The organism is Bradyrhizobium sp. WBAH42, from assembly GCF_024585265.1.
In the GTDB taxonomy this organism is placed as follows: Bacteria; Pseudomonadota; Alphaproteobacteria; order Rhizobiales; family Xanthobacteraceae; genus Bradyrhizobium.
In genome coordinates this window covers 6,409,657-6,434,046 of the sequence record NZ_CP036533.1, presented here as the reverse complement: position 1 = coordinate 6,434,046, position 24,390 = coordinate 6,409,657, and the positions used below count along the sequence as shown (strand labels likewise).

Sequence of the window (24,390 nt, the reverse complement as noted above, 5' to 3'; positions counted from 1 at the left end):
TCGTGTCCGGACCGTCAGGCCGGCATTCGCCACAAATGTGGCGCCCGTGCTAGAAGCGGCCCGGGGATTTGCGTTGAATCGGGGTTTGCTCACATGAGTTCCAAAGGGTCTGCACCGGCAACGGCCGGCTTGCGCGTCGGTGTCATCGGTGCCGGCGTGATGGGCAGCAACCATGCGCGCGTGCTCAGCGGCCTGCCCGGCGTCAGCCTCGTGGGCGTCGTCGATCCCTCGCCGGCGCATCGCGCGCGGGCAACCGAACTCGCCAATTGCGAAAGCTTCGAGACGCTCGACCAGCTGTTCGCCGAAGGCGTCGATGCCGTTACCATCGCGGCGCCGACCCATCTGCATCACGAGATCGCGCTCGCCTGCATCGCCAAGAACATCCACGTTCTCGTCGAGAAGCCGATCGCATCCACGGTGGAAGAGGGCCGCGAGATCGTCGCCGCCGCACAGAAGGCCGGCGTGACGCTGATGGTCGGCCATGTCGAGCGCTTCAATCCGGCGGTTGCTGCGGTCAAGCAGGCGATCGCGGGCGAGGACATTCTCTCCATCGCGATCACCCGCGTCGGCCCGTTCCCGCCGCGCATGTCCAATGTCGGCGTCGTCATCGACCTTGCCGTGCACGACATCGATCTGATCCGCTGGTTCACCGAATCCGACATCGTCGAGGTGCAGCCGCAATTGTCGAGCGCGGTCGCCGAGCGCGAGGACATCGCGCTGCTGCAGTTCCGCACCGAGAGCGGCGTGCTCGCCCACATCAACACCAACTGGCTGACGCCGTTCAAGGCGCGCAGCGTCACGGTCGCGACGCGCGGCAAATACGTGATGGGTGATCTCCTGACGCGCCAGGTCACCGAATGCTTCGGCTTCAAACCCGACGGCAGCTACTCGATGCGGCATCTGCCGGTCGGCCATGACGAGCCGCTGCGCGCCGAGCTGATCGCGTTCCTCAAGGCGGTGCGCAACGGCGAGACGCCGGCGGTGACGGGCGACGAGGGCGTCGCCAGCCTCGAGATCGCCACGCAGTGTCTGGAGACGCCCTCGCGTCCTGCGGCGACGTCACCCGCGCGCAAGGCGCCGCGCCGCGTCGCCGGCTGATTCCTTTCCATGTCGACCGCTCAAACGTCACAAGGCGCCAAAAATCAGGTCATGAACCAGCATCTGCGTTCCGAACCCATTCCCTTCATCGACGTCGCCTCGCAGCGCCGCCGGCTCGGCGCCTCGCTCGATGCCGCCGTCAAGCGCGTGATGGACCATTGCCAGTTCGTCAACGGCCCTGAAGTCTTCGAGCTCGAGAAGCAGCTCGCGGCCTACGCTGGCGCCAAGCATGTGATCGGCTGCGCCAGCGGCACCGATGCGATCCTGATGGTGATGATGGCCAGGAATGTCGGGCCCGGCGATGCCGTGCTGTGTCCGTCCTTCACCTTCATCGCAACGGCCTCGCCGGTGGCGCGGACCGGCGCGACGCCGGTTTATGTCGACGTCGACGAGACCACCTTCAACATGAGCCCTGAATCGCTCAAGCGGGGCATCGCCACCGCCCGCAAGGCTGGTCTCAAGCCGGTCGCGGTGATTCCGGTCGATTTGTTCGGCCAGCCCGCCGATCACGACGCCATCGCCGAGATCGCCAGGGCCGAAGGCCTGTTCGTGCTCGACGACGCCGCGCAAGGCTTTGGCGCAAGCTACAAGGGCCGCAAGCTCGGAACGCTCGGGCACGCCACTGCGACCAGCTTCTTCCCGGCAAAGCCGCTCGGCTGCTTCGGCGACGGTGGCGCGATCTTCACCGATGACGACGAGCTCGCTGCCACCTTGCGCAGCATCCGCGTGCACGGGCAGGGCGTCGACAAATACGACAATGTCCGTCTCGGCCTCACCGGCCGGCTCGACACCATGCAGGCCGCGGTCCTGATCGAGAAGCTGAAGATCTTTGACGACGAGATCGCCGCCCGCAACAAGGTCGCCGAGCGCTATGCGCGCGGCCTGTCCAATGTCGTCACCGTGCCGCGCCTTGCGCCCGGCAACACCTCGGTCTGGGCGCAGTACACCATCCGTCTGCCCAAGGGGACCGACCGCGACGGCTTTGCCGCCGCGCTGAAGGCCCAGGGCGTGCCGACCGCGATCTATTACGGCAAGTCGATGCATCAGCAGACCGCCTACAAGCAATATCCGGTCGCCGAGGGCGGCCTGCCGGGTTGCGAGAGCCTGTCGCAGGACGTCATCAGCCTGCCGATGCATGCCTATTTGACCGAAGCCGACCAGGAGCGAATCATCGCCGCCGTGCAGGGCGCTCTGGCGAGTTGATCTTGTTTTCACCTCTCCCGCTTGCGGGAGAGGTCGGCGCGTAGCGCCGGGTGAGGGCTCTTTCCTCTTGGGGGCTCTCGCTTGCGGAGACACCCTCTCCCCAACCCTCCCCCGCAAGCGGGGGAGGGAGCTGACTTCCGCCGCGGTTTGCACCTAGACCTATTCCTGACATGCTCTAGAAGAGTCCGCATGCTCGGACGCATCTTCACGGTCGGTGGTTACACGCTGCTGTCGCGGCTGACGGGGTTTGCCCGCGACATCATGCTCGCGGCGATCCTCGGCGCCGGCCCGGTGGCCGACGCCTTTTTCGTGGCGCTGCGGCTGCCCAACCATTTCCGCGCGATCTTCGCCGAGGGCGCCTTCAACGCCGCCTGGGTGCCGGCCTATGCCCATGTCCATGGCGAGAAGGGCGAAGCGGCGGCAAAGCTGTTCGCCGACCGCATCTTCACGCTGCTCCTGGCCTCGCAGGTGGTGCTGCTGATCCTCGCCTGGCTGTTCATGCCGCAGGCCATGAGCATTTTGGCGCCGGGCTTTTCCGAGGATGCCGAGCAGCGCAAGCTCGCGATCGAGCTGACCCGGATCACTTTTCCTTATCTCCTGCTGATCACGCTGGTGACGCTCTATGGCGGCATGCTCAACGTGATGCAGCGCTTCGCCAGCGCCGCGGCCGCCTCGATCTTTCTCAACGTCGCGATGATGATGACGTTGGCGGTTGCCGTCTGGTTTCCGACCGCGGGCCATGCCGCCGCCTGGGGCGTGCTGATCTCCGGCTTCCTGCAATATTTCCTGCTCGCCGGCGATCTCGCCCGCCATGGCGGCCTGCCGCGCTTTGCGCCGCTCAAGCTCGACGAGGACGTTCGCGGATTCTTTAGGGCGTTGGGACCTGCGACGCTGGGCTCGATGGGCACGCAGGTCGCGCTGTTCGCCGACACCATCATCGCGACCTTCCTGCCGGCCGGCGCGCTGTCGGCGCTCTATTACGCCGACCGGCTCAACCAGCTGCCGATCGGCGTCATCGGCATCGCTATCGGCACGGTGCTGCTGCCGGAGATGTCGCGACGGATCACGGCGAACGACCACGACGGCGCGCTGAAGGCACAGCGCCGCGCCTTCGATTTCACGCTGCTGTTCTCGGTGCCGTTCGTCGCAGCGTTTCTCACCGTGCCCGACGCGATCATGCGCGCGCTGTTCGCCCGCGGCGCGTTCTCCAAGGCCGATGCCGCCGCCGCCGGCGCCACGCTCGCGGCCTATGCCATCGGCCTCATCCCCTTCGTATTGATCCGCAGTGCGGTTGCGACCTTCTATGCCCGCAAGGACACCGCGACGCCGGTGCGGGCGTCGCTGACCGGCATCGCCGTCAACGTCGCGCTCAAGGTCGCGTTGATGGGATCGCTCGCGCAGATCGGCCTTGCGCTCGCCACCGCCATCGGCGTCTGGACCAATCTCCTGCTGGTGCTCTTCTTCGCTGTTCGGCGCGGCTTCCTCGTGCTGGACCGCGCCTGGCTGTTGTCGCTCGCCAAATTCCTGCTGATCGGATTGATCCTCGCCGCGGCGTTCTGGCTGATTGCGCGCTTCAGCCCGGCCGCTCTTGCCTCGGTGCACGCCTTCCGGGACGAAGCGACGCTGGCCGTGCTGGCCGTCGGCGGCACGATCGTCTACGCGCTCGCAATCCTCGTGCTGTTCGGCGGCAGCTGGCTGGTCTCGCTGGTGCGCGGCTAGGATCGCATCCAGATTTATCCATTTACCGCTGCCTCACACGGACCGGCGACCGGAATCCTTCATAAGGTCGGCCGATCGTGATACGATTTTCCGATATTCGGGTGCCCTGCTCAGGAGACGAGGCAACTACCATGCCATTCCGCTCACCCTGGTCCACGCGGATCGACGAGTTCGCCACCAGCAACGCCGACCTGCTCATCCTCATCGGCCGTGTCCTGCTTGCATGGGTCTTCGTTGGAAGCGCCTATGGAGCACTCACCAACTTCAGTGGCTCGGTGAGTTATTTTCGGTCGCTGAACCTCCCGGTGCCCCAGCTGCTCACGGCGATCAACGTCGTGCTGGAAATCGTGATATCGGTTGGCTTGATACTCGGCATCGGCACGCGCTACTGCGCAATTTTGACGTTTCTGTTCGTATTGGCGGCCACTGCAATTGGACATCGTTACTGGGAGTATCCCGCTGGTCCGCAACAGATTGGCCAGTACAATCACTTCTTGAAGAACATCTCCATCATGGGAGGCGCTCTGTTGATCCTGGTCACCGGAGGAGGCCGGTTCTCCCTCGACCGGAGGGTGGGACGCTAAAGCGCGATGCGATTAGGAAGAATCGTCATCGCGCTTTAGGTTATTGTTTGAGCATGGTCTTCTCGGAAAACCGCTGCACACTTTTCCGGATCATGCTCTAGCAGCGTCACCGTACCCGCTGAGTCACGAAACATTGCGGCCGCAGGATGCGCGCGCCTGGTCCGTTCGCTTCACGCCAGCAACAACGTGACGAGCAGTTCTGCCAGTTTGACAGCTGCCAAGCCGCGCCGAGGCCGTTTTGCGTCACTTCGTCCTGAGTCTGAAAGCAACCGCGATCAGATGGCCGAGGTGTTTCGAGACGGGCTTGAGGTGTTCACCCAGGATCCTGGAGAAGAGCATCAGCCACGTCGCAAGCGCGGCACACCACAAAAGGCTTTCCAATGCTTCGGGCATGAGGTCACCCTTCCAAACAATTACTTGAAATGCGACGAGTGTGGCCGAACGGGAGCCGTGCGACAAGCCCTCCAGAAAGTGGCAAGCCGCCGAAATGCTCGGAAGCGCGTTAGCTCACCATGCGTCGCGGAAGCAGCGAATTGAGGGCAACGAGCTATCGTGCCCGCCGTTATGCGCGGCGCCTAACGTCAGCTATAGGACAGAGTTACCTACATAATGAGCGGACGTGCATATCGCATATCACGGGTCATCCTATCGCCTTTCGGTCAGTCGCCGCTCTGAACGATCGCGCGCCTCAAGCGCTCTTCGCGGGGCTGGTCCCTTATGCGCTGTTGCGGCTAACCTCCTTCGTCGCATTAGTTGGAAAGACGAATTGGCCGGCGTGGGGGTTCGCCTTCAGGATGCAATCGATCTCCATGCATCTCTTGATTTTGCGCGATTGCCGTGGTAGGAGTCGCTCATGATCAAATCGTCGCGCAAAGTCTCCTGCAACCACATCACCCGCTTCGGCTGGGCGGTGGGAGGAGTCGTGCGCTAGGATCTCGACGACATCTTTTCCACCAGGCCCCGCCGGCATCGGACGGGGCCTTTTGTTTGGCCACGCTCCTTGCCGGCTCACAGCAGGAGCGTCCGATGCCACCACAACTGTCGAAGATCTCATCCGAGGCCGAGCACGATGCCGCGGTGCTTCGCCTCGACCGATCCATTGCGCTGGCGAAGGAGGCCATGGACGAGGTCCTGGCGGCAGCGGCTCGCCTCAACGTGTCCGTTGCACCGCCGGGCCATGCCTTGTCGGGGAGGGAAGCAGCCGCAGCCGCGCCGGCGCAAAGCCTCCTGGACCTGCCCAGTCGATATTGGCATGCGTTTGGGGAGTGGCTCCTGCATCCGCGGGTCAGCTTGCGGGACCTGAGTGACAGGGCGCTGATGGACATCGGCCTGACGCGCGCCGAGATCGACCATCTCACAGCTGGGCGGGCGATCGATACGCTCAGAGATCGTACGAGCTATCTGATGAGCCGGGGCGGGATGTGAGTGATCGCCAATTCCAGGCGTCGGTCACCCGAAAGCGTCTGCCGTGATCCCCGTCGCTCGGCTGGACTCCCCGACCGGGTCCATGGGACACTCCACTGAGCGGACGGGGAGGCGACATGATCCTGGTGACCGGCAGCGCAATCGCAAGGCAGGACTCGATCGACGAGGTCCGGAGACTAAGCCTCGAACACGTCCAACGCTCGCGCGCCGAGCCCGGCTGCATCTCGCATGCGGTGCATGTCGATTGCGAGAACCCCCTCAAATTCGTGTTCGTCGAGCAGTGGGCCGATCGCGCTGCGCTGCTCGCGCACTTTGCGGTTCCGGCCTCGCGCGACTTTGTCCGTGCGCTGCAATCGCTCGTCTCGGAGCCGACGACCATCGAGATCTACGACGCCGCCAGGATGGCCGGGCTTTGACGCGCCAGTTTTTCCACGGCAATATGCCCACAAAACAACCATGAGAACGGGAAGATAAAATGGCGGCTCCCATCAAGTTCGGCGTTGGCCAAAGCGTGCTGCGCAAGGAGGATGACGCGCTCATCCGCGGCAAGGGCCGCTATACCGATGATTACGCGCCGCAGGCCGCGCTCCGCTGCCTGGTGCTGCGCTCGCCGCATGCGCATGCCAAATACACCATCGATGCGAGCCGGGCCCGCGGCCTGCCGGGCGTTGCGCTGATCCTGACGGCTGATGACGTTGGGGATCTCGGCAATCTGCCCTGCCTGTTCAATCTCGAGACCGATCCGTTCACCGGCCCGCCTTACCCGATCCTCGCCCAGGACGAGGTGCGACATGTCGGCGATGCCGTCGCCTTCGTGGTTGCCGAGACCATCGACCAGGCCCGCGACGCGATCGAGGCGATCGAGGTCAAATGGTCGCCACTGCCCGCCGTGACCGGCGTCGTCAACGCCGTGAAGAAGGGCGCACCGCAGGTCTGGCCCGACAAGCCCGGCAACGTGCTGTTCGACGTCTCGATCGGCGACAAGGCGGCGGTGGACGCGGCCTTTGCCAAGGCGCATGCCGTCGCCGAGATCTCCATCGTCAATCCGCGCGTGGTGGCAAGCTTCTTGGAGACGCGCGCGGCGGTGTGCGAATACGATTCCAAGCGCGACCATCTGACGCTGACGGTCGGCAGCCAGGGCAGCCACCGCCTGCGCGACATCCTCTGCCAGAACGTGCTCAACATCCCCACCGACAAGATGCGGGTGATCTGTCCCGACGTCGGCGGCGGGTTCGGCACAAAGCTGTTTCCGTACCGGGAATACGCCTTGATGGCCGTCGCTGCGCGTAAGCTGAAGAAGGCGGTGAAGTGGGCAGCCGATCGCTCCGAGCATTTCATGGGCGATGCGCAGGGCCGCGACAACGTCACCACCGCCAAGATGGCGCTGGCTGAAGACGGCAAGTTCCTCGCCATGGATTGCGACCTCATGGGCGACATGGGCGCGTATCTGTCGACCTTCGGGCCCTACATCCCGCATGGCGGCGCGGGCATGCTGCCGGGCCTTTACGACATCCAGGCCTTCCATTGCCGGGTGCGCACCATCTTCACCCACAGCGTGCCTGTCGATGCCTATCGTGGCGCGGGCCGGCCCGAAGCCGCCTATGTCATCGAGCGCCTCGTCGATGCCTGCGCGCGAAAGCTCGACATGACGCCGGATGCCATCCGCCGCAAGAATTTCATCCCGCCGAAGGCGCTGCCCTACAAGACCGCGACCGGGAAGGTCTACGATTCCGGCGACTTCGCCGCGCATCTGAAGCGCGCGATGGAGATCGCGGAGTGGAAGGAATTTCCCAAGCGCGCCAAGCTCGCCAAGAAGGGCGGCCTGATCCGCGGCATTGGGCTTGCGAGCTATGTCGAGATCTGCGGCGTGATGGGTGAGGAGACCGCCAATGTGCGGCTCGATGCCAATGGCGACGTCACCGTGCTGATCGGCACGCAATCGAGCGGGCAGGGCCATCAGACTGCCTACGCGCAGATCGTCGCCGAGCAGTTCGGCCTGGTGCCCGAGCGTGTGCATGTTCGCCAGGGCGATACCGACGAGATCGCGACCGGCCTCGGCACCGGCGGGTCGGCTTCGATTCCGTCAGGCGGCGTCAGCGTCGAGCGCGCCACGCGCGAGCTCGGGCAAAAGCTGAAGGAGATCGCGGCGCAGGCGCTCGAAGCAAGCGCCGGCGACTTAGAGATCACCGATGGCATCATCCGCATTGCCGGCACCGATCGTGCGATCTCGTTCGCCGATCTCACCAAGCGGCCCGGGGTCGATCCGTCGAAGCTGAACGGCAGCGCGACCTTTGCCAGCGCCGACGGCACCTATCCCAACGGCACCCATGTCGCGGAGGTCGAGATCGATCCAGCCACCGGCATCATCAAAATCGTCAACTACGTGATCGTCGACGATTTCGGCAAGACGCTCAACCCGCTGCTCCTGGCCGGCCAGGTGCATGGCGGCGCCATGCAGGGCATCGGCCAGGCCTTGATGGAGCAGGTGGTGTATGGACCGACCGACGGCCAGCTCATCACCGCGACCTTCATGGACTATGCGCTGCCGCGCGCGGCGGATGGGCCTGCCTTCGTGTTCGAAACCCACAACGTGCCCTGCAAGACCAATCCCATGGGCGTGAAGGGGGCCGGCGAGGCCGGCGCGATTGGCTCCTGTCCGGCCGTCGTCAATGCCATCGTCGACGCGCTCTGGCGCGAATACAAGATCGACCACATCGACATGCCGGCAACGCCCGAGCGGGTGTGGATCGCCATCAACGAGCACCACCGCCGCCACAGCTTGTGAAGCCGCTCTCCGCGCGCACGGGAATAAACGCGCCGCGCGGGGTTCTACCCATGATGGGTCCCGGGTTCACGAGAAGCCGGTGACGTCTCATTCCCTGAACGTCTCGAGAGCCGGAGAAACGAACCAATGAAACGGACGATGATTGTCGCGGGCGTCCTCGTGCTGGGCGCGGGCGCCGTCATGGCGCAACAGGAGATTGCCGTCCAGCAGGACAATCTGATGCGCTCGCAGGCAAAGAGCCTGTACTCGGTCATTCAGAAGATGTCCAAGGGCGACATTCCCTACAACCAGAAGACCGTCGACGAGGCGATTGCCAACCTGGAGGCGGACGTCGCCAAGATCGCCAAGACCTTCGAGGTCAATCCCAAGCAGGACGTCGTGAATGCGTCCTACGGCTCCTCGCCGAAGGTCTGGCAGAACAAGGCCGATTTCGATTCCAAGATCCCGCCGGTGCAGAAGGCGATCGCCGACGTCAAAGGCAAGATCACCAATGTCGCGAGCCTGAAGGCGGCCTACACGGCGATCAACGACCGCTGCAATGATTGTCACGAAACCTATCGGTTGAAGTTGAAATAACGGGGCGACGAGGAAGCAGTGAAGGGGGCGGTTGCGAAGGCAGCCGCCTTTTTGCGTAGCCGCGAGCCGCAGCGAGGCAGTAATTCTGTCCGCAAGGCCTGACGGATTGCTCTCAGAGCAGCTATCTTTGTGGCAACGCGCCGTGCGCTCACACGAGTCGACGCATCCTCCTCCCGACACTCTCAGGACATCAGGGAGTTCCAGCGCGCGGCGAGCACCATAGTCAACAGCGAGACAGGCCATGGCAAAACCGTTCCCGTCGAAGACCCATATCGGCAATCATATGCTGCATCCGGAAACCTTGATGCTGACCTATGGCTATGACCCGCAATTGTCGGAGGGCGCCATTAAGCCGCCGGTGTTCCTGACCTCCACCTTCGTGTTCAAGACCGCCGAGGACGGGCAGGACTTCTTCGACTACGTCGCCGGTCGGCGCGAGCCGCCGGAAGGCATGGGCGCGGGCCTGGTCTATTCTCGCTTCAATCATCCCAACAGCGAGATCGTCGAGGACAGGCTCGCGATCTACGAGCGAACCGAGAGTTGCGCGCTGTTCTCGTCCGGCATGGCGGCCATCGCAACCACGATCCTGGCCTTCGTTCGCCCCGGCGATGTCATCCTGCACTCGCAGCCGCTCTATGGCGGGACGGAGACCTTGCTGACGAACACGCTCGCGCGCCTGTCGATCGGCGCCGTCGGCTTTGCCGACGGAATCGACGAGACGGCGGTCAAGCAGGCCTCGGAGGAGGCCATGGGCAAGGGGCGGGTTTCGATGATCCTGATCGAGACGCCCGCCAATCCGACCAACGGCCTCGTCGACGTCGCAATGATCCGCCGCACCGCCGATGCCATCGGCAAGGCGCAGGGACACACGCCGATCATCGCCTGCGACAACACGCTGCTCGGGCCGGTGTTTCAGCGGCCCATCGAGCACGGCGCGGACCTGTCGCTGTATTCGCTGACCAAGTATGTCGGTGGCCATTCCGACCTGATCGCGGGCGCCGCGCTCGGATCGAAAGCGATCATGAAGGGCATCAAGGCGCTGCGCGGCGCCATCGGCACCCAGCTCGATCCGCATTCCTGCTGGATGATCAACCGCTCGCTCGAGACGCTCAGCCTGCGGATGGAGAAAGCCGATGCGAATGCGCGGCTGGTGGCGGACTTTTTGCGCGACCACCCGAAGGTCGCCAAGGTCCATTACCTCGGTCATCACGAAGAGGCCTCGCCATCGGGGCGTGTGTTCGCGCGGCAATGCCTCGGCGCGGGGTCGACCTTCTCGTTCGACATCGTCGGCGGCAAGGAGGCGGCGGTGAAATTCCTCAACGCGCTGCAGATTCTCAAGCTGGCGGTGAGTCTCGGCGGCACGGAATCGCTCGCAAGCCTGCCGGCGACGATGACCCATTCCGGCGTTCCCGCCGACATCCGCCGGAAAATCGGCGTGCTCGATTCCACGATCCGGCTCTCGATCGGCATCGAGAACCCGTCGGACCTGATCGCCGACCTCGCGCAGGCGCTGAACGCGGCTTGAGCGAGGCAGGTTCTCGCCCCGAATCGAAAAGGCCGAACGCTCCCTCCTTGCGTCCGGCCTTTCCGCGACGAAGCCTGCGTTTTCGCTTTACTTCGTCACCTGACCGCGGATCTCGCCGCCCGGGTTCGCCGCGGTGTGGATGTTGATGTAGTACTTGCCGCCGAGCAGATCGGCGGCCTGCGCTTCGGTGAGCGTCGCTTCGCCCTTGACCGGGCTCGAGGCGGCATTCGGGATCGCGACGGCGACGCCGGCGTTCTTGCCGGCTTCGGCAGGCCCGTGGAAATGCGCGGCGGTGGCGGGGCCCGAGAGGCCGGAATAGGTGACGGTCCAGGACAGCTTCTTGCTGGCAGCGTCGTAGTCCAGATCGGCCGTTCCGGTGGCGCTGCTGGTGTTGGCAGGGACTTCGGATTTGCCGTCCAGCGTCGCCTTCAGTTTTTCCGCGCTGGCCGGGGCGGCGAACGCAACGGCAGCTCCGAGTGCCAGTGTGGCAAAAACGGCTTTGGTCATGGGTCTCTCCCTGTTCAGGCCTGATTGCTCTTCAAACAGTTGGTCATGCGGTTTATTCCGGCATTACAGCCGGACCGTCTAAAATATTCGTGGTTGGATCGGGCGCGGCATGACCCTTAAGTTCGCGCGCTCACGATGGAATGATCGAATGCTGCGACGAATGCTTCTTGCCGCCCTGATCGCCGCCGCCGCGGCGTTCGGCCTCTATTGGTGGTTGACCGCCCCGGCCGCGCTGGCCTTGCCGGCGCCGACACGGAGCCCGGATCTTGCCAACGGGCAGGAGCTGTTCAACGCCGGCGGCTGCTCGTCCTGTCACGCCATCCCCAATCAGCCCGATCGCCTGCGGCTCGGCGGCGGGCTGGCGCTGGGCTCGCCGTTCGGGACGTTCTACGCGCCCAACATTTCCCCCGATCCGGCCGACGGAATCGGCCGCTGGAGCGAGGCTGATTTCGTCAACGCCGTGTTGCGCGGCATCTCGCCCGCGGGCGCGCACTATTTCCCCGCGTTTCCCTACACGTCCTATCATCTGGCAAGCATCGACGACGTTCGCGACCTCTTTGCCTACCTGAAGACGCTGCCGCCGGTGTCCGGCAGAGTGCGCGACCACGCGCTGCCGTTTCCGTTCAACATTCGCCGCAATGTCGGCATCTGGAAACTGCTGTTCATGGACACCGCGCCGTTCGTCGCGGACGCCGCGCGCTCGCCGCAATGGAATCGCGGGGCCTATCTCGTGAACGGTTTCGGCCATTGCGCCGAATGCCACAGCCCGCGCAATGCGCTCGGCGGCATCATCGCCGGCCAGCGCTTTGCCGGTGGGCCCAATCCGGAAGGTGAGGGCTGGGTGCCCAACATCACGCAGCAGGGCATCGGCAGCTGGAGCGAGAAGGATATCGCGGATTTTCTCGAGACCGGCGACATGCCCGAGGGCGACAGCGCTTCGGGTGCGATGCGGCCGGTGATCAAGAATCTGGCGCAACTGACCGCGGAAGACCGCGCCGCGATGGCCGCGTATCTGAAGTCGCTGCCGCCGGTGCAGGGACCGACACCGCCCAAACGCAAGGAGGGCGGCTAGCGCTGCCGGCGCGCTTCGGCCGTTGTTAGGCGCATGCTCTAGCCGGTGCCGAACGCCTTGAAGGTGATGATGGTGAGGGTGTCCTGGATGCCCGGCAGCACCTGCACCTTCTCATTCACGAAATGGCCGATGTCGGTATCCTTGTCGACGTAGAACTTCACCAGGAGGTCGTATTGGCCGGCCGTGGAATAGATCTCGGAGGCGATCTCGGCTTCGGCAAGCGCATTGGCCACCGTATAGGACTGGCCGAGCTTGCATTTGATTTGGACGAAGAAAGGAACCATCGCGGGCACTCCGAAAGCGGATCTGGCGGCTAATAGGCCAAAACCGGCCGGATTTAGCAAGCCAGCTTGCGGCTCCTGCGCGGCGCATTCGCAAGTCTAGGATGGGACCACCGCTGCGGCCAATGCATCCCTGAGCCGCTGGGCGAGCTCGACCTTGCGATAGGGCTTGGTCAGCACGATCGATTGCGGCCGCGCGTGGCCCTGGGCGACCAGGGTCTCCAGCGCGTAGCCCGAGGTGAACAGGACCGGCAGGCCGGGACGCAGCCGCCGCGCCTGATCGGCGAGGTCCCAGCCGCTCATGCCGCCGGGCATCACGATATCGGTGAACAGCAAGTCGATGCCGGGATCGCCCTGCAGCTGCTGCAGGGCATCCTTGCCGTTGACCGCGGCAACGACGCGATATCCGAGCGCTTCCACCCTGCGAATGACGGAGGAGCGGACGAACGGATCGTCCTCGACGATCAGGATCGTCTCGTAGCCTCGCGGCGCCGTGTCCTCGCCGTCGGGAAGATCGGCCTGCGACCCGCCGGTGTTCGCGCGCGGCAGGTAGATCCGGACCGTGGTTCCAAGACCTGCCTCGCTGTAGATCGAGACATGGCCGCCCGATTGCTTGGCAAAGCCATAGACCATGCTGAGGCCGAGGCCCGAACCCTTGCCGACCTCCTTGGTGGTGAAGAACGGCTCGAAAGCGCGTGCGGTGATCTCGGGCGTCATGCCTTCGCCGTCATCGGTGACCGAGATCAGGGCGTAGCTGCCGGGCGCGACCTCCGGGTGAAGGGCGCGATCATCGTCGATCGTGACCAGCTCAGTGGCCAGCGTGAGGTGGCCTCCCGATGGCATGGCATCCTGCGCATTGAGCGCAAGATTCAGCACGGCGGATTCGAGCTGGGCGCGGTCGGCAAAGGCCAGGACCGTGCCGGGCCCGGAGCTCGTCCTGATCTCGATGTCTTCGCGCAAGGTGCGCTTGAGCAGCTTGAACATGGAATCGAGCAGGCTGCGGCAATCGATCGTCTGAGGCCGCAGCAATTGGCGGCGGCTGAAGGCGAGCAGGCGCTGCGTCAGCTCGGCGCCCTGTTCGCCCGATTGGCAGATGTCCTCGGCAAAGCGCTTGAGGTCCGGCCTCGCCTTGAGCTGCTCGCTCAGGTGCTCGGCATTGCCGATGATGACGGTCAGCAGATTGTTGAAGTCGTGCGCGATGCCGCCGGAGAGCTGGCCGACCATCTCCATCTTCTGCGCCTGCTGGAGCTGCTGCTCGGTCAGCTTGCGCCCGGTGAGGTCGTGGACGATGCCGACGAAGATCAATTCGCCGTCCTGCCGCGCCTGGCCGACCGAGAGGTCCATCGCAAACGTCGTGCCGTCCTTGCGCAGGCCGATGGCCTCGCCGCCTATCGCGAAATGCCGCGCCGCATCCGCCTCGGGCATCAGCATGCCGACGTTGCGGTTCATCACCTCGTCGGCGCGGTAGCCGAACAAGCGCTCGCAGGCCGGATTGAACAGCAGGATGCGGTCCTGCGCATCGAACAGGATGACGCCGTCGACGGCGGTCTCGACGATCGCGGTGAGGCGCGCCACGCTCTCGCGCATCGCGCGCTGGGCATCGCGGACCTGCTGCAGCAGCAGCGCGGCGTCACGGCTCTTGATTTCCTCCTCCTCGAGCGCGGCCTGGACCTGTCGCAGCTCGAACGGCGAGGGGATTGTCAGGATCTTCGGCAGCAACGGCCAGAGTGCGGCGGCGGTGAAGACCGAGGCGACCGCGGTGGCGGCCTTGACCATGCCCTCGATGCCGTAGACCGGAACCCAGAGCGTGTAGATCGACAGCACGTGAGTCAGGCCGCAGGCCATGATGAAGATCGCGAACGCCCAGAAGACCCAGCCGAACTTGAGGTCGCGCCGCTTGGTGACGAGGATGGCGAGGGCGAACGGGATCGAGAAATAGGCGGCGGCAATGCAGGCGTCGGAAACGACGTGAAGCCAGATCAGCTCAGGCTCCCACAACAGGCAGATGCCGTGCGGCGACAGCATGGACGAGTCGAGGAGACGTTCGAAGAAGGCCCACATCATTCCACCCCAAGAGTCTTTTCAGATGGCTTGCGGGCCGGGCGACCTGCAAGATCGGGTCGTCGGACGGTTCCACCACCTGACGTCTCGCCTGACCGGCGAAGCACGTTAAGGTACACAACTATACCAAGGGTCCGGCGCCGTTGCATTTTCAAGCCCGCATCATTGCGGGCCTTTGACCGCGCCGTGTCCGACTGATTCGCAAGGCGCAATTGATTCGCGAATCACGCTCGGCGGCGATTCGGCGCGCTTGCTGGCGTTCCGCGGTCGCGCTAGGACAGGCCATGGCGGCGTCCTCAAGCACATGTCCCCCGCGATGACGACCCCGGTCGCACTCACCATCGCCGGTTCCGATTCGAGCGGCGGCGCCGGCATCCAGGCGGACCTGAAGACCTTTGCCGCGCTCGGCGTCTACGGCGCCTCCGTGATCACGGCGCTAACGGCGCAGAACACGCGCGGCGTGACCGGCATTCACGCGGTGCCGGCCGGGTTCGTCACCGAGCAGATCGACGCGGTGTTCTCCGACCTCGACATCGGTGCGGTGAAGATCGGCATGGTGGCCCAGGCCGCCAGCATCGACGCCATCGCGGCCGCGCTGTCGCGCTGGGCACCGCGGCACGTCGTGCTCGATCCCGTCATGGTGGCGACCTCCGGCGATCGCCTGCTCGCCGCTGAAGCCGTCGACGCCCTGCGCACCAGGCTGATGCGGCTGGCTGCCGTGATCACGCCGAACCTGCCGGAGGCCGCGGCCCTGCTCGATGAGCCGGTGGCGGCGAGCGAGGCCGAGATCGAAAGCCAGGGACGCCGCCTGCTGGCGCTGGGCTGCCGCGCCGTCCTGATCAAGGGCGGGCACGGAGAGGGTGCCGAGAGCACCGACTATCTCGTCACTGCCGCGACCACGATCGCGCTCGCCGCGCCGCGCGTGGCCACCCGCAACACCCACGGCACCGGCTGCTCGCTGTCCTCCGCCATCGCGGCGGGGCTGGCCAAGGGCGAGGACCTCGAGGCCGCCGTGCGCAACGCCAAGGCATGGATCAGCGCCGCGATCGCCGCCGCCGACCGCTTCAGCGTCGGCCACGGCCACGGGCCGATCCATCATTTCCACAAGTTCTACTGAGGCGGGCTTGCTTCGCCTCTCCCGCTTGCGCTTGCGGGAGAGGTCGCGCCGAGGGCCTTTCTCCTCTTGGGGATTGTCCCATTACGGAAGCACCCTCTCCCCAGCCCTTCCCCGCAAGTGGGGAGGGAGCGCACCTACCTGGCTTCCGGCCGGGATCTGATCTCCAGAGCCCCCTGCGGCGCGATGTCGCCTGATTGTCGCATGCGACTGATATTCGCGGGGAGGGCGAGGCAAGGCGTGATTCGTATTTCAAGGTGCCTCGAGGGTTCAATCGGTCATCCCCCTGTCACGGGACATTGTTACAGGCTGGCGCATGGGAAGTTACGATGTGAGTGACGAGAGCCCGGAGCGGCGCTTTCGCACGTTGTTCATCTCCGACGTCCATCTCGGAGCCCGCGGTTCTCAAGCCGATCTTCTGCTCGACTTCCTGCGCTACCATGATGCCGACACGATCTATCTCGTCGGCGACATCGTCGACGGCTGGGCGCTGAAATCGAGCTGGCACTGGCCGCAATCGCATAACGACCTCGTCCAGAAGCTTTTGCGCAAGGCGCGCAAGGGCGCCAAGGTCATCTACATTCCCGGCAATCACGACGAGTTCCTGCGCAACTATTACGGCACGCATTTCGGCGGCATCGACGTGGTCGAGAACACGGTTCACACCGGCGTCGACGGCAAGCGCTATCTCGTCATTCACGGCGACATCTTCGATCTCGTGGTGCAGAACGCGCGCTGGCTCGCCCATCTCGGCGACAAGGCCTACGACTTCGCGATCCAGATGAATCGCTTCGTCAACTTCTTTCGCCGCCTGTTCGGCGTGCCTTATTGGTCGCTGTCGCAATGGGCCAAGCAGAAGGTCAAGAACGCCGTCAACTATATCGGCGCGTTCGAGCAGGCGCTCGCCGCCGAGGCACGGCGTCACGAGGCCGACGGCGTGATCTGCGGCCACATCCACTACGCCGTGATCCGCGACGAGGCCGGCATCCGCTACATGAATTGCGGCGACTGGGTGGAGAGCTGCACCGCCCTGGTCGAGCATGACGACGGCCATTTCGAGATCATCACCTGGGCGGATCAGTTGCAGAAGCCCGCGCAGGTGCCACAGGTCGCGGCAAGGGCGGCCTGATGCGCATCCTGGTCGCGACCGACGCCTGGCACCCGCAAGTCAACGGTGTGGTTCGGACGCTGACCAAGCTCGCTGACGCTGCCAAAGAGCTCGGCGTCGAGTTCACGTTCCTGACGCCTCAATCGTTCCGCACCTTCGCCATGCCGAGCTATCGCGACGTGCGCCTCGCCATGCCGCGCCCGGCCCGGATCGCAAGGCTGATCGAGGAGGCGCGGCCCGACAGCATCCACATCGCGACCGAAGGGCCGATCGGCTTGATGGTCCGGCGCTATTGCCGTCAGCGCAAGCTGCCGTTCACAACCAGCTTCCACACCCGTTTCCCCGAATATGTCCGCGCCCGCGTGCCGGTCCCGGGCTCGCTGATCTGGCGGGCGCTGCGCCGTTTCCATGCGCCCAGCCGCGCGGTGATGGCGGCGACGCCGGCGCTCGCCCGCGAACTGACCGAGCGCGGCTTCGACAATGTCGTGCTGTGGCCGCGCGGTGTCGACACCGGCCTGTTCCACCCCCGCGCAGTCGATCTCTGTCTGCCGGCGCCGGTGTTCCTGTCGGTCGGCCGCGTCGCGGTGGAGAAGAATCTCGAGGCCTTCCTCGACCTCGACCTGCCCGGCACCAAGGTGATTGTCGGCGACGGCCCGGCGCGCGCCGCGCTCGAAGAGGCCTATCCCGATGCGATCTTCCTCGGCGAGAAGCACGGCGAGGAACTGGCCGATATCTATGCCGCCGCCGACGTGTTCGTGTTCCCGAGCAAGACCGACACCTTCGGCCTGGTGCTGCTGGAGGCGCTGGCGAGTGGTCTGCCGGTCGCGGCTTTCCCGGTGAAGGGACCCCGCGACGTGATAGGCGATGCGCCGGTCGGCGCGCTTGATCACGATCTGCGCAGCGCCTGCTTCGCCGCGCTCGACATCTCCCGGCAGGATTGCGTCGCGTTTGCCGCCAAGTACACTTGGGAAGCCTCGGCGCGGGTCTTCATCGACAGCATTTTGGCGGTCGGGGCGGTATTGCCCGGCAGGGCCGGCGCGGAACAGCCGCGGTTCGTGGCCTAGAGCGATCTCGATCCGATGGATCGAAATGGCTCTAGATTCTTGTTTTGACGCGTTTTCTTCACGCGAACCGGTAGCCACTTCGCCTAAAACGCTGTGGGGGAAATCATCGCGCGGAGGTGTCTTGCCCGGGCCTGATCGGCCGCGATAACATTCCGCCATGACCGAACAGCTCCTTCCGGTCGGCCCTGCCGACATCGACGCCGCGGCGCGCGTGATCGCGCCTTACGCCATCCGCACCCCGCTGTTGTCCTTCCCCGTGCTCAACGAGCGCGTCGGTGCCAAGGTGTTTCTGAAACCGGAGATGCTCCAGCGCACCGGCTCGTTCAAGTTCCGCGGTGCCTTCAACAAGGTGTTCTCGATCCCGCAGGACAAGCGCGCCGGCGGGGTCGTCGCGTTCTCCTCCGGCAACCACGCGCAGGGCGTGGCGGCGGCGGCAAAGATCCTCGACATGCAGGCGACCATCGTGATGCCGGCGGATGCCCCGCTGTCGAAGCGCGAGCGCACCAAATCCTACGGCGCCGAAGTCGTGCTGTACGACCGCGACAAGGACGACCGCGAGGCGATCTCGCGCGGCATCGCCGAGAAGCGTGACGCGACGCTGGTCAAACCCTACGACGATCCCTTCGTGATCGCAGGGCAGGGCACCGCCGGCCGCGAGATTGCCGAGGACATGGCAACGCTCGGCCTCAGCCCCGACATCGTGGTGGCGCCGGCCTCCGGCGGCGGCCTGATCGCGGGCGTTGCCACGGCCGTGAAGGCGCGCTATCCGCAAGCCGAGATCGTGGTCGCCGAGCCTGAGGCCTTCGACGACCACGGCATCTCCCTGACCGCCGGCCATCGCGAGCCGCATCCGCCGGCTGGCCGCACCATCTGCGATGCGCTGATGGCGCTGATGCCGGGCGAGATGACGTTTGCGATCAACAGCAAGCTGCTCGCGCGCGGCGTCACGGCTTCCGATGCCGAAGTCGGCGCGGCCGTCGCCTTCGCCTATCGCGAGCTGAAGCTCGTGGTGGAGCCCGGCGGCGCGGTGGGTCTTGCCGCGCTGCTCGCCGGACGCCTGGACGTGACGGGGAGGAACGTCGTCATCGTGCTGTCAGGCGGCAATGTCGACGCGGACCTGTTCGCCGAGCTGGTGGCCTGATCGCCTCCTCCTCACGGCGCATCCCGGAATTAGAGGAACTAATATGAAGAAGGGGCAGAGCGTCGCCGCTCTGCCCCTTCTGTGTTTCTGTCGATCTTGAGGATCGAACTTTCCGCTTGCTCAGTGCAACCTCTCCCGCTTGCGGGAGAGGTCGGCACGCAGTGCCGGGTGAGGGCTTCTTCCTCTTGGGGATTGTCCCGTTGTGGTGAGACCCTCTCCCCAGCCCTCCCCCGCAAGCGGGGGAGGGAGCAGACCGACTTCCTGCGCAATCAGTGCATGAAGCCGCCGCGACGGTTGCCGCCATTATTCATGCTCGGCGCCTGGTTCATCGACTGCCGGAAGTTGTTGTTGCTGCTGACCATGCGGTTCGGCATCGTGTTGAGCTGCGGACGGTTGGTCTGCACGTTGGTCTGCACCTGCACCTTGTTCACGGGGATAGTGTTGGGCTTCACGATGCCGGTGTTGCCGTTGTTGACGCGGATCGGCTGGTTCTGCGTCTGAACGTTGACCGGCTTCACGTCGATCTTCGTGCCGGGATTCACCGGCACGCTCACGGTCTTGCCAGAAGAGCCGTTGGTCGTGCCGACGTTCTGCGGATTGTTGGTCGCAGGCAGGGTCACGATCTTGCCGATGCCCACCTTGCCGTTGGTCGTGTGGGTCGGCGCAGGCAGCGTGACGATCTTGCTCGGGGTCTGCGACGGCGTGCCGTTCTGCGGGTTCGGCTGGTTGTTGCCCGCAGGCAGGGTGACGATCTGGCCGCCATTGCCGAGCTTGCCGACGACGTTGCCGTCGACCGGCTTCTGCACGACCGGCAGATTGCCGTTCACCTGCACGCCATTGCCCTGCTGCATCAGCGGCATGTATTTGGGCTGGCCGAGATTGCCGATCTTGATGGTCGGGGCAAAGTTCTGCGGCGCCAGGAACTTGGTCGCCTGCATCAGGGGGATCTGCTTCGGCTGCGCCTGCAGCTTCAGCGCGACCTGCGCATAGGGGCTGTTGCCGTAGCTGTCATAGAAGCTCTTGTAGGCAAGCGGGGAGTTGGCGAGCACCGCCTTGTGCCAGGCCTGCGAGATCAGCAGGTTCGTGAGCAGCCAGCGGATGTGGTCGCACAGCGGGTCGTGCGGATACATCTGGATGAACTCCTGATAATATTCCGGACGGCCCTCGGACACGACGTAGTCATAGGCCTGACGCGTCGAGCGGCTCGGCAAATTGGAGGCCATCTGCACGACCGGCGTATTCACCGGCGCGCGGTTGGCGGCAACCGCAGTGTCGCCGAAGAACGTAAAGTCGCTCGTCAGCGACGAGCTCTCCCAGGGGATCTGCGCGCCGCTGGTGGTCTGGTTGACCTGCAGGCGCACGCGCTTGAACAGCTGCTCGATCGGCACGTTGGGCTCGCGCGCGACGTTCAGGAACGCCTGCGTGTAGGGGCTGTGACCATTGGTGCCGTCGAGCGCCTCAGCGCCCGGCGCGGTCGAGTAGCCGACGATCGAACCGTTCGGCGCATCGACGATTGCCAAGCCGCGGCCGGCGTCGTTGACTTCAGGGAACGGGTTGTTGCGGCAGGCATCGAGGATGACGATGCGCATGCGGCTCGGGATCGTCTCCAGCGTCGACATCACGTCGACGAGGCGCACCGAATTGTTGACGAGCTCGGTGGGGTTGGAGACCTTGGCATCGACCGGAACGAGATAGTTCTCGCCGGCGAGCTGCACACCGTGACCGGCGTAATAGACCATTGCCACCGTGTTCGGACCGCGCGAGGCGACCTTGGCGGAAAAGTCCTGGACGACGCGGAGCATGTCGTTCTGGGTCAGGTCGGTCGCTGCGACCACTTCGAACCCGGCGGAGTTCAGGAACTGCGCCATCGACTGGGCGTCATCGTCGGGATTCGCAAGCTGCGGCGCGTTCTTGTAGTTCGCATTGCCGATCACCAGCGCCACCCGCTGCTCCGGGCCTTGCAGCGCGGTGGGGGCAGGCTGCACCGGGGCGACCTGCGCGGAAACGGGCCCGCAGGCGAAGCCGAACAGGCTTCCCAACAGGCTCGCTGTCATGAAAAAGGGCTTTAGGCGGAACATGGCGTGCTCCTTTGGCACTCATCTCGATGCGAGATTGGTTGCGCGCAAGCTTGGCCGCGTTCGAGCCCTGCGGTCCGTGATCCCTGTCACCATGGCGGCCTCCGTGATCTGAATCACGCTCGGAACCTGTTATGGTTAGCGATCAATTGGGAGGAACCGCCGTCACATGCTGAAATCGATCGATCCGATCCTGACGCCAGACCTGCTCTGGCTGCTCGCCTCCATGGGCCACGGCGACGACCTCGTTTTCGTCGATGCCAATCACCCGGCCACCCGCATCGCGCAGAGCACCTCGTCGCAACGCTTGATCCAATTGCCGGGCATGACGATGGAGGTCGCCGTCCGCGCCATCATGTCGGTCTATCCGCTCGACGATTTCGATCCCGATCCGGTGCGTGTGATGATGCCGGTCGACGATCCCGACCGCGTGCCCGAGGTGCAGCGCGCCGTGCTCGCCGAGATCGAGCGCGCTGTTGGCCGCGCCGTTGCACCCGGCAAGCTCTCCCGTCCGGATTTTTATCGCGCGGCGGCGGCAGGCTTTGGCGTCGTGCAGGTCGGTGACAGCAGGGGCTATGGCTGCTTCCTGATCCGCAAGGGCGTGATCGGTTAGCGCGGCTGCGTTCGATCGACGCACCGCGTGATCGAAGCGGATGCGACATCGTGTGCGATGCTCCCACGCGACCATCTGCCAGCACTCGAATTTGAATGGTCTTCCGCCAGGCGAGCGTCTATCGTCGATCCATGTCTCGCCTTCTGTGTCTCTTCGTTGCTGTCATCCTGTCGTTGCTGCCCGCTGTCGCGTCCGCCGAGCCCGTGCAAAAGCGTCCCAAGCCGGTCTGGAAGGGCTATGGGTTTCTGCCGGGCTATCGGCAGCCGCTCAGCAACAGCATCCCGCTCTACAAGCAGAAAGACGCCATGCGGCGCCTCGCGCGGACTGAACGTCGCCATTGGTACATCGATCCGGTTCCGCAATATTATCGCTGGGACGGCGAGTGGCACTATTTCGGCCGCCCCGGCTTTGGCGGCGGTCGCTACAATGGCGGCAGCTTTGGCCCGTGCTGGACGCGCACGCCGATCGGGGCGGTGTGGAATTGCGGGTGATCGCGCGACGGTCAGGGAAAGCTACGGACGACCTCGATCAAGCCGACGATTGCGGCATTGAACGCACCGAGGTCCTCGGCCGGAATCCAGTACTCCAGGTGTGAGCGTCCGCCCGCTTCTTGCACGTCGTATTGTTCGATGAAACTGCGTTTGACTTCGAAACGGGTCACGAAGCCCGATCCGCTCGCCGGGACATTCCAGTCCCGCGCGATCTTAATGGCGTAGTCTTCGGTCAGCACCGGATAGAAGATCGGCTGGTCAGGCAGGCGCGGCGGAAACGTGCGCATGCCGGACTGCTGGATCAACTCCAGCTCTTTCGGACCAACGGGGCGCCAGAGGGTGAGGGTGTCTTCGGTGGAGGACATGTCGTGAGTCCAAGATCGAGCGTCGTCATTGCGAAGCAGCGAAGCAATCCAGAATCCCTCCGCTGAGACAGCCTGGATTGCTTCGCTGCGCTCGCAATGACGGCGTGGGGAGAGCGCGCGCCCCTTACGAAAAGAACGCGATCTTCTCGGCCTGGGTCATGCGGCGGATGGGGGCGAGCGGGTCATTGGCCGGTGCACGCGGCTTTTGCAGGATGCCGCTGGCGAGGATGGTGGCGCCGAGTGAGGCCTCGGGCATGGACGCAGGCAGGGGCGAAGGCATCGGCAGCGTTGCGGCCGGTGCTGCGGCGAACGATGCTGCCGCTGCCATGGCCGGCGCCTGCTGCTCCATCACTTCGGCGGCGGCTTCCGCGATGGCATCGGTGAGGCGCGCGAGCGAATCCAGCGCGATCGGTGCGTCCGCGGCGGGCTCTTCCGCGACGGCTGCGACGACCGGCTCGGCTGCGATCGGCTCCGGAAGCGCGGCGGCAATGGGCGCTGCGACATCCGAGGGCACCGGCTCCGGTGTTGCGGCGGCCATCTCGACCGCGTCGATGATCTCGTCGAAATCGGGATCGGGCGCGGCCATCTCCAGCGCGATGGCTTCGAGAATGGCTTCGTCCTCGGCCTCGGCGGCGGCATCGAGCGAGAACTCCTCGCTTGCTTCCGTCAATGCCTCGGGCTCAGCGGCCGGCTCTTCAAACGCGACGGCTTCGAGTTCGGCATCATCAGGCGCGACGTTTTCGAGCACCGCGCTTTCAGCAGGTATCTGGCTGTCGGCCGCGATCTCCTGTGCAGCAGCCGCGTCCATGGCCTGCTCGGCGATGACGGAGGTCTCAGCGACGGCCGTTGCTTCGACAGCCGCCGCCTCGGCTTCCGGAGCTGCGGCGATCTCTTCGCGCGTCTCCGTAAAAGCCACTGCTTCGCCGGCCATCGCCGCCGGCGCCGCCTCGACGGGCGAGGCTTCCGCAGCGGATGACGGCACCTCCTGCGCCGGAGCCGGAGCCGCCTGCGGCGGTGCGCCGCCGTCGAGCTGCTCGACCCGATCCTTCAACAAATCGAACGCGGCCTTGAGCTCGACGCGGGGATCGAGGGTCGAGATCTGCCCGCAGGCGGCCGCGATCGAGGCCAGCTGCGAATCAATGAGGTCGCAGATTCGCCCGTCGGCGCCGATCTCGCGCCAGCGCCAGGAGATCTCCTTGATGATGCGCACCCCGCGCGGGATCGGTGCGAGGCTCGCCTCGATCGCGGCGGGATCGAACGCGGCGAGTGCGATCGTCTCCGCCTCGCGGATGGCGCGGCGGATTTCGACCAGCGCCTCGGGCAGGCGGTCCTCGACGACCGGTTGCCGCTGTGCCGCAAGGGTTTCCTCGATTCTAGCGACCGCATCCAGCACCATGCTTGTGTCGGCATTGCGGTTGCGCTTGGCATATTCGCCGAGGAACCAGCGGCCGCGCGCGGTCTCCATGAAGGCTTCGCGGATCGCTTCGTAATCCTGCTCGTTCGGCTCCGCGGCGCGGGCAGACATGGGCGAGAGGGCGAATGCTTCGTTGGCCATGACAATCTCGTCGCGCAAATCAGTGCGC

General features: G+C 65.0%; 22 protein-coding genes. 16 read left to right on the top strand and 6 right to left on the bottom strand.

The window, feature by feature from the left end:
• Positions 1 to 93 precede the first annotated feature (93 nt).
• From DCG74_RS30405 to DCG74_RS30365, 9 genes are all read left to right on the top strand, one after another.
• Positions 94 to 1,098 carry a Gfo/Idh/MocA family protein gene (locus DCG74_RS30405; protein ID WP_172785292.1) on the top strand — a complete coding sequence of 335 codons (1,005 nt, stop codon included), beginning with the start codon at positions 94 to 96 and terminating at the stop codon, positions 1,096 to 1,098.
• Between the two features lie 51 nt (positions 1,099 to 1,149).
• Positions 1,150 to 2,301: a DegT/DnrJ/EryC1/StrS aminotransferase family protein gene (locus DCG74_RS30400; RefSeq protein ID WP_172785291.1), complete on the top strand. Its 1,152-nt coding sequence runs from the start codon at positions 1,150 to 1,152 to the stop codon at positions 2,299 to 2,301.
• A 189-nt stretch (positions 2,302 to 2,490) separates the two neighbouring features.
• Positions 2,491 to 4,020, top strand: a complete 1,530-nt coding sequence (gene murJ, locus DCG74_RS30395; protein WP_172785290.1) for a murein biosynthesis integral membrane protein MurJ — start codon at positions 2,491 to 2,493, stop codon at positions 4,018 to 4,020.
• A gap of 131 nt (positions 4,021 to 4,151) precedes the next feature.
• Positions 4,152 to 4,604 carry a DoxX family protein gene (locus DCG74_RS30390; RefSeq protein ID WP_172785289.1) on the top strand — a complete coding sequence of 151 codons (453 nt, stop codon included), beginning with the start codon at positions 4,152 to 4,154 and terminating at the stop codon, positions 4,602 to 4,604.
• A 987-nt stretch (positions 4,605 to 5,591) separates the two neighbouring features.
• Positions 5,592 to 6,029, top strand: coding sequence for a DUF1127 domain-containing protein (locus DCG74_RS30385; RefSeq protein ID WP_246708804.1), 438 nt, complete (start codon positions 5,592 to 5,594; stop codon positions 6,027 to 6,029).
• A gap of 116 nt (positions 6,030 to 6,145) precedes the next feature.
• A complete protein-coding gene (locus tag DCG74_RS30380; RefSeq protein WP_172785288.1) occupies positions 6,146 to 6,445 on the top strand; it encodes a putative quinol monooxygenase in 300 nt (99 codons plus the stop codon).
• 59 nt (positions 6,446 to 6,504) lie between these two features.
• A complete protein-coding gene (locus DCG74_RS30375; RefSeq protein ID WP_172785287.1) occupies positions 6,505 to 8,814 on the top strand; it encodes a xanthine dehydrogenase family protein molybdopterin-binding subunit in 2,310 nt (769 codons plus the stop codon).
• A 126-nt stretch (positions 8,815 to 8,940) separates the two neighbouring features.
• On the top strand, positions 8,941 to 9,390 hold the full coding sequence (locus DCG74_RS30370) for a cytochrome c (RefSeq protein WP_172785286.1): 450 nt from the start codon (positions 8,941 to 8,943) through the stop codon (positions 9,388 to 9,390).
• 241 nt (positions 9,391 to 9,631) lie between these two features.
• A complete protein-coding gene (locus tag DCG74_RS30365; RefSeq protein WP_172785285.1) occupies positions 9,632 to 10,915 on the top strand; it encodes a cystathionine gamma-synthase family protein in 1,284 nt (427 codons plus the stop codon).
• Between the two features lie 87 nt (positions 10,916 to 11,002).
• On the opposite strand, the gene DCG74_RS30360 is transcribed toward DCG74_RS30365, so the two are convergent.
• On the bottom strand, positions 11,003 to 11,422 hold the full coding sequence (locus DCG74_RS30360; protein ID WP_172785284.1) for a CHRD domain-containing protein: 420 nt from the start codon (positions 11,420 to 11,422) through the stop codon (positions 11,003 to 11,005).
• 148 nt (positions 11,423 to 11,570) lie between these two features.
• On the opposite strand from DCG74_RS30360, the gene DCG74_RS30355 reads away from it, so the two are divergent.
• Complete coding sequence (locus DCG74_RS30355; protein ID WP_172785283.1) at positions 11,571 to 12,494, top strand: cytochrome c; 924 nt, start codon at positions 11,571 to 11,573, stop codon at positions 12,492 to 12,494.
• A gap of 38 nt (positions 12,495 to 12,532) precedes the next feature.
• Here the strand turns inward: DCG74_RS30355 and DCG74_RS30350 are convergent, their stop codons facing one another.
• Both DCG74_RS30350 and DCG74_RS30345 read right to left on the bottom strand, forming a co-directional pair.
• Complete coding sequence (locus DCG74_RS30350; RefSeq protein WP_018642903.1) at positions 12,533 to 12,778, bottom strand: Lrp/AsnC family transcriptional regulator; 246 nt, start codon at positions 12,776 to 12,778, stop codon at positions 12,533 to 12,535.
• Between the two features lie 96 nt (positions 12,779 to 12,874).
• Positions 12,875 to 14,800 (bottom strand): PAS domain-containing sensor histidine kinase, encoded by a 1,926-nt coding sequence (locus DCG74_RS30345; protein WP_246708803.1) that lies wholly within the window; start codon positions 14,798 to 14,800, stop codon positions 12,875 to 12,877.
• 352 nt (positions 14,801 to 15,152) lie between these two features.
• On the opposite strand from DCG74_RS30345, the gene thiD reads away from it, so the two are divergent.
• The 4 genes from thiD (at position 15,153) to DCG74_RS30325 (ending at position 19,263) form a co-directional block, all read left to right on the top strand.
• Positions 15,153 to 15,953 (top strand): bifunctional hydroxymethylpyrimidine kinase/phosphomethylpyrimidine kinase, encoded by an 801-nt coding sequence (gene thiD / locus DCG74_RS30340; RefSeq protein WP_172785282.1) that lies wholly within the window; start codon positions 15,153 to 15,155, stop codon positions 15,951 to 15,953.
• Between the two features lie 313 nt (positions 15,954 to 16,266).
• Positions 16,267 to 17,079, top strand: a complete 813-nt coding sequence (locus DCG74_RS30335) for a UDP-2,3-diacylglucosamine diphosphatase (RefSeq protein ID WP_172785281.1) — start codon at positions 16,267 to 16,269, stop codon at positions 17,077 to 17,079.
• Entirely contained in the window at positions 17,079 to 18,122 is a 1,044-nt protein-coding gene (locus DCG74_RS30330; protein ID WP_172785280.1) for a glycosyltransferase family 1 protein, read from the top strand. Before DCG74_RS30335 ends, DCG74_RS30330 begins: the two co-directional genes overlap by 1 nt.
• Positions 18,123 to 18,279: 157 nt before the next feature.
• Positions 18,280 to 19,263 carry a threonine/serine dehydratase gene (locus DCG74_RS30325; protein WP_172785279.1) on the top strand — a complete coding sequence of 328 codons (984 nt, stop codon included), beginning with the start codon at positions 18,280 to 18,282 and terminating at the stop codon, positions 19,261 to 19,263.
• Between the two features lie 269 nt (positions 19,264 to 19,532).
• Here DCG74_RS30325 and DCG74_RS30320 read toward each other — a convergent pair whose 3' ends face one another.
• Positions 19,533 to 21,341 (bottom strand): caspase family protein, encoded by a 1,809-nt coding sequence (locus tag DCG74_RS30320; RefSeq protein WP_172785278.1) that lies wholly within the window; start codon positions 21,339 to 21,341, stop codon positions 19,533 to 19,535.
• Between the two features lie 166 nt (positions 21,342 to 21,507).
• On the opposite strand from DCG74_RS30320, the gene DCG74_RS30315 reads away from it, so the two are divergent.
• The gene (locus tag DCG74_RS30315) at positions 21,508 to 21,951 is read left to right on the top strand and encodes an RbsD/FucU family protein (RefSeq protein ID WP_172785277.1); all 444 of its coding nucleotides are present in this window, start codon (positions 21,508 to 21,510) and stop codon (positions 21,949 to 21,951) included.
• A gap of 131 nt (positions 21,952 to 22,082) precedes the next feature.
• A complete protein-coding gene (locus tag DCG74_RS30310; protein WP_246708802.1) occupies positions 22,083 to 22,442 on the top strand; it encodes a hypothetical protein in 360 nt (119 codons plus the stop codon).
• 11 nt (positions 22,443 to 22,453) lie between these two features.
• Here DCG74_RS30310 and DCG74_RS30305 read toward each other — a convergent pair whose 3' ends face one another.
• Positions 22,454 to 22,807, bottom strand: coding sequence for an ADP-ribosylation/crystallin J1 (locus DCG74_RS30305; protein WP_172785275.1), 354 nt, complete (start codon positions 22,805 to 22,807; stop codon positions 22,454 to 22,456).
• 124 nt (positions 22,808 to 22,931) lie between these two features.
• Positions 22,932 to 24,362 (bottom strand): hypothetical protein, encoded by a 1,431-nt coding sequence (locus tag DCG74_RS30300; protein WP_172785274.1) that lies wholly within the window; start codon positions 24,360 to 24,362, stop codon positions 22,932 to 22,934.
• Between the last annotated feature and the right edge of the window lie 28 nt (positions 24,363 to 24,390).

Excerpts from the sequence above, each read along its gene's own strand:
- DCG74_RS30405 (WP_172785292.1), top strand. The coding sequence starts at position 94 with ATGAGTTCCAAAGGGTCTGCACCGGCAACGGCCGGCTTGCGCGTCGGT.
- DCG74_RS30400 (WP_172785291.1), top strand. The coding sequence starts at position 1,150 with ATGAACCAGCATCTGCGTTCCGAACCCATTCCCTTCATCGACGTCGCC.
- murJ (WP_172785290.1), top strand. The coding sequence starts at position 2,491 with ATGCTCGGACGCATCTTCACGGTCGGTGGTTACACGCTGCTGTCGCGG.
- DCG74_RS30390 (WP_172785289.1), top strand. The coding sequence starts at position 4,152 with ATGCCATTCCGCTCACCCTGGTCCACGCGGATCGACGAGTTCGCCACC.
- DCG74_RS30380 (WP_172785288.1), top strand. The coding sequence starts at position 6,146 with ATGATCCTGGTGACCGGCAGCGCAATCGCAAGGCAGGACTCGATCGAC.
- DCG74_RS30375 (WP_172785287.1), top strand. The coding sequence starts at position 6,505 with ATGGCGGCTCCCATCAAGTTCGGCGTTGGCCAAAGCGTGCTGCGCAAG.
- DCG74_RS30370 (WP_172785286.1), top strand. The coding sequence starts at position 8,941 with ATGAAACGGACGATGATTGTCGCGGGCGTCCTCGTGCTGGGCGCGGGC.
- DCG74_RS30365 (WP_172785285.1), top strand. The coding sequence starts at position 9,632 with ATGGCAAAACCGTTCCCGTCGAAGACCCATATCGGCAATCATATGCTG.
- DCG74_RS30360 (WP_172785284.1), bottom strand. The coding sequence starts at position 11,422 with ATGACCAAAGCCGTTTTTGCCACACTGGCACTCGGAGCTGCCGTTGCG.
- DCG74_RS30355 (WP_172785283.1), top strand. The coding sequence starts at position 11,571 with ATGCTGCGACGAATGCTTCTTGCCGCCCTGATCGCCGCCGCCGCGGCG.
- DCG74_RS30350 (WP_018642903.1), bottom strand. The coding sequence starts at position 12,778 with ATGGTTCCTTTCTTCGTCCAAATCAAATGCAAGCTCGGCCAGTCCTAT.
- DCG74_RS30345 (WP_246708803.1), bottom strand. The coding sequence starts at position 14,800 with ATGCTGTCGCCGCACGGCATCTGCCTGTTGTGGGAGCCTGAGCTGATC.
- thiD (WP_172785282.1), top strand. The coding sequence starts at position 15,153 with ATGACGACCCCGGTCGCACTCACCATCGCCGGTTCCGATTCGAGCGGC.
- DCG74_RS30335 (WP_172785281.1), top strand. The coding sequence starts at position 16,267 with ATGGGAAGTTACGATGTGAGTGACGAGAGCCCGGAGCGGCGCTTTCGC.
- DCG74_RS30330 (WP_172785280.1), top strand. The coding sequence starts at position 17,079 with ATGCGCATCCTGGTCGCGACCGACGCCTGGCACCCGCAAGTCAACGGT.
- DCG74_RS30325 (WP_172785279.1), top strand. The coding sequence starts at position 18,280 with ATGACCGAACAGCTCCTTCCGGTCGGCCCTGCCGACATCGACGCCGCG.
- DCG74_RS30320 (WP_172785278.1), bottom strand. The coding sequence starts at position 21,341 with ATGTTCCGCCTAAAGCCCTTTTTCATGACAGCGAGCCTGTTGGGAAGC.
- DCG74_RS30315 (WP_172785277.1), top strand. The coding sequence starts at position 21,508 with ATGCTGAAATCGATCGATCCGATCCTGACGCCAGACCTGCTCTGGCTG.
- DCG74_RS30310 (WP_246708802.1), top strand. The coding sequence starts at position 22,083 with ATGTCTCGCCTTCTGTGTCTCTTCGTTGCTGTCATCCTGTCGTTGCTG.
- DCG74_RS30305 (WP_172785275.1), bottom strand. The coding sequence starts at position 22,807 with ATGTCCTCCACCGAAGACACCCTCACCCTCTGGCGCCCCGTTGGTCCG.
- DCG74_RS30300 (WP_172785274.1), bottom strand. The coding sequence starts at position 24,362 with ATGGCCAACGAAGCATTCGCCCTCTCGCCCATGTCTGCCCGCGCCGCG.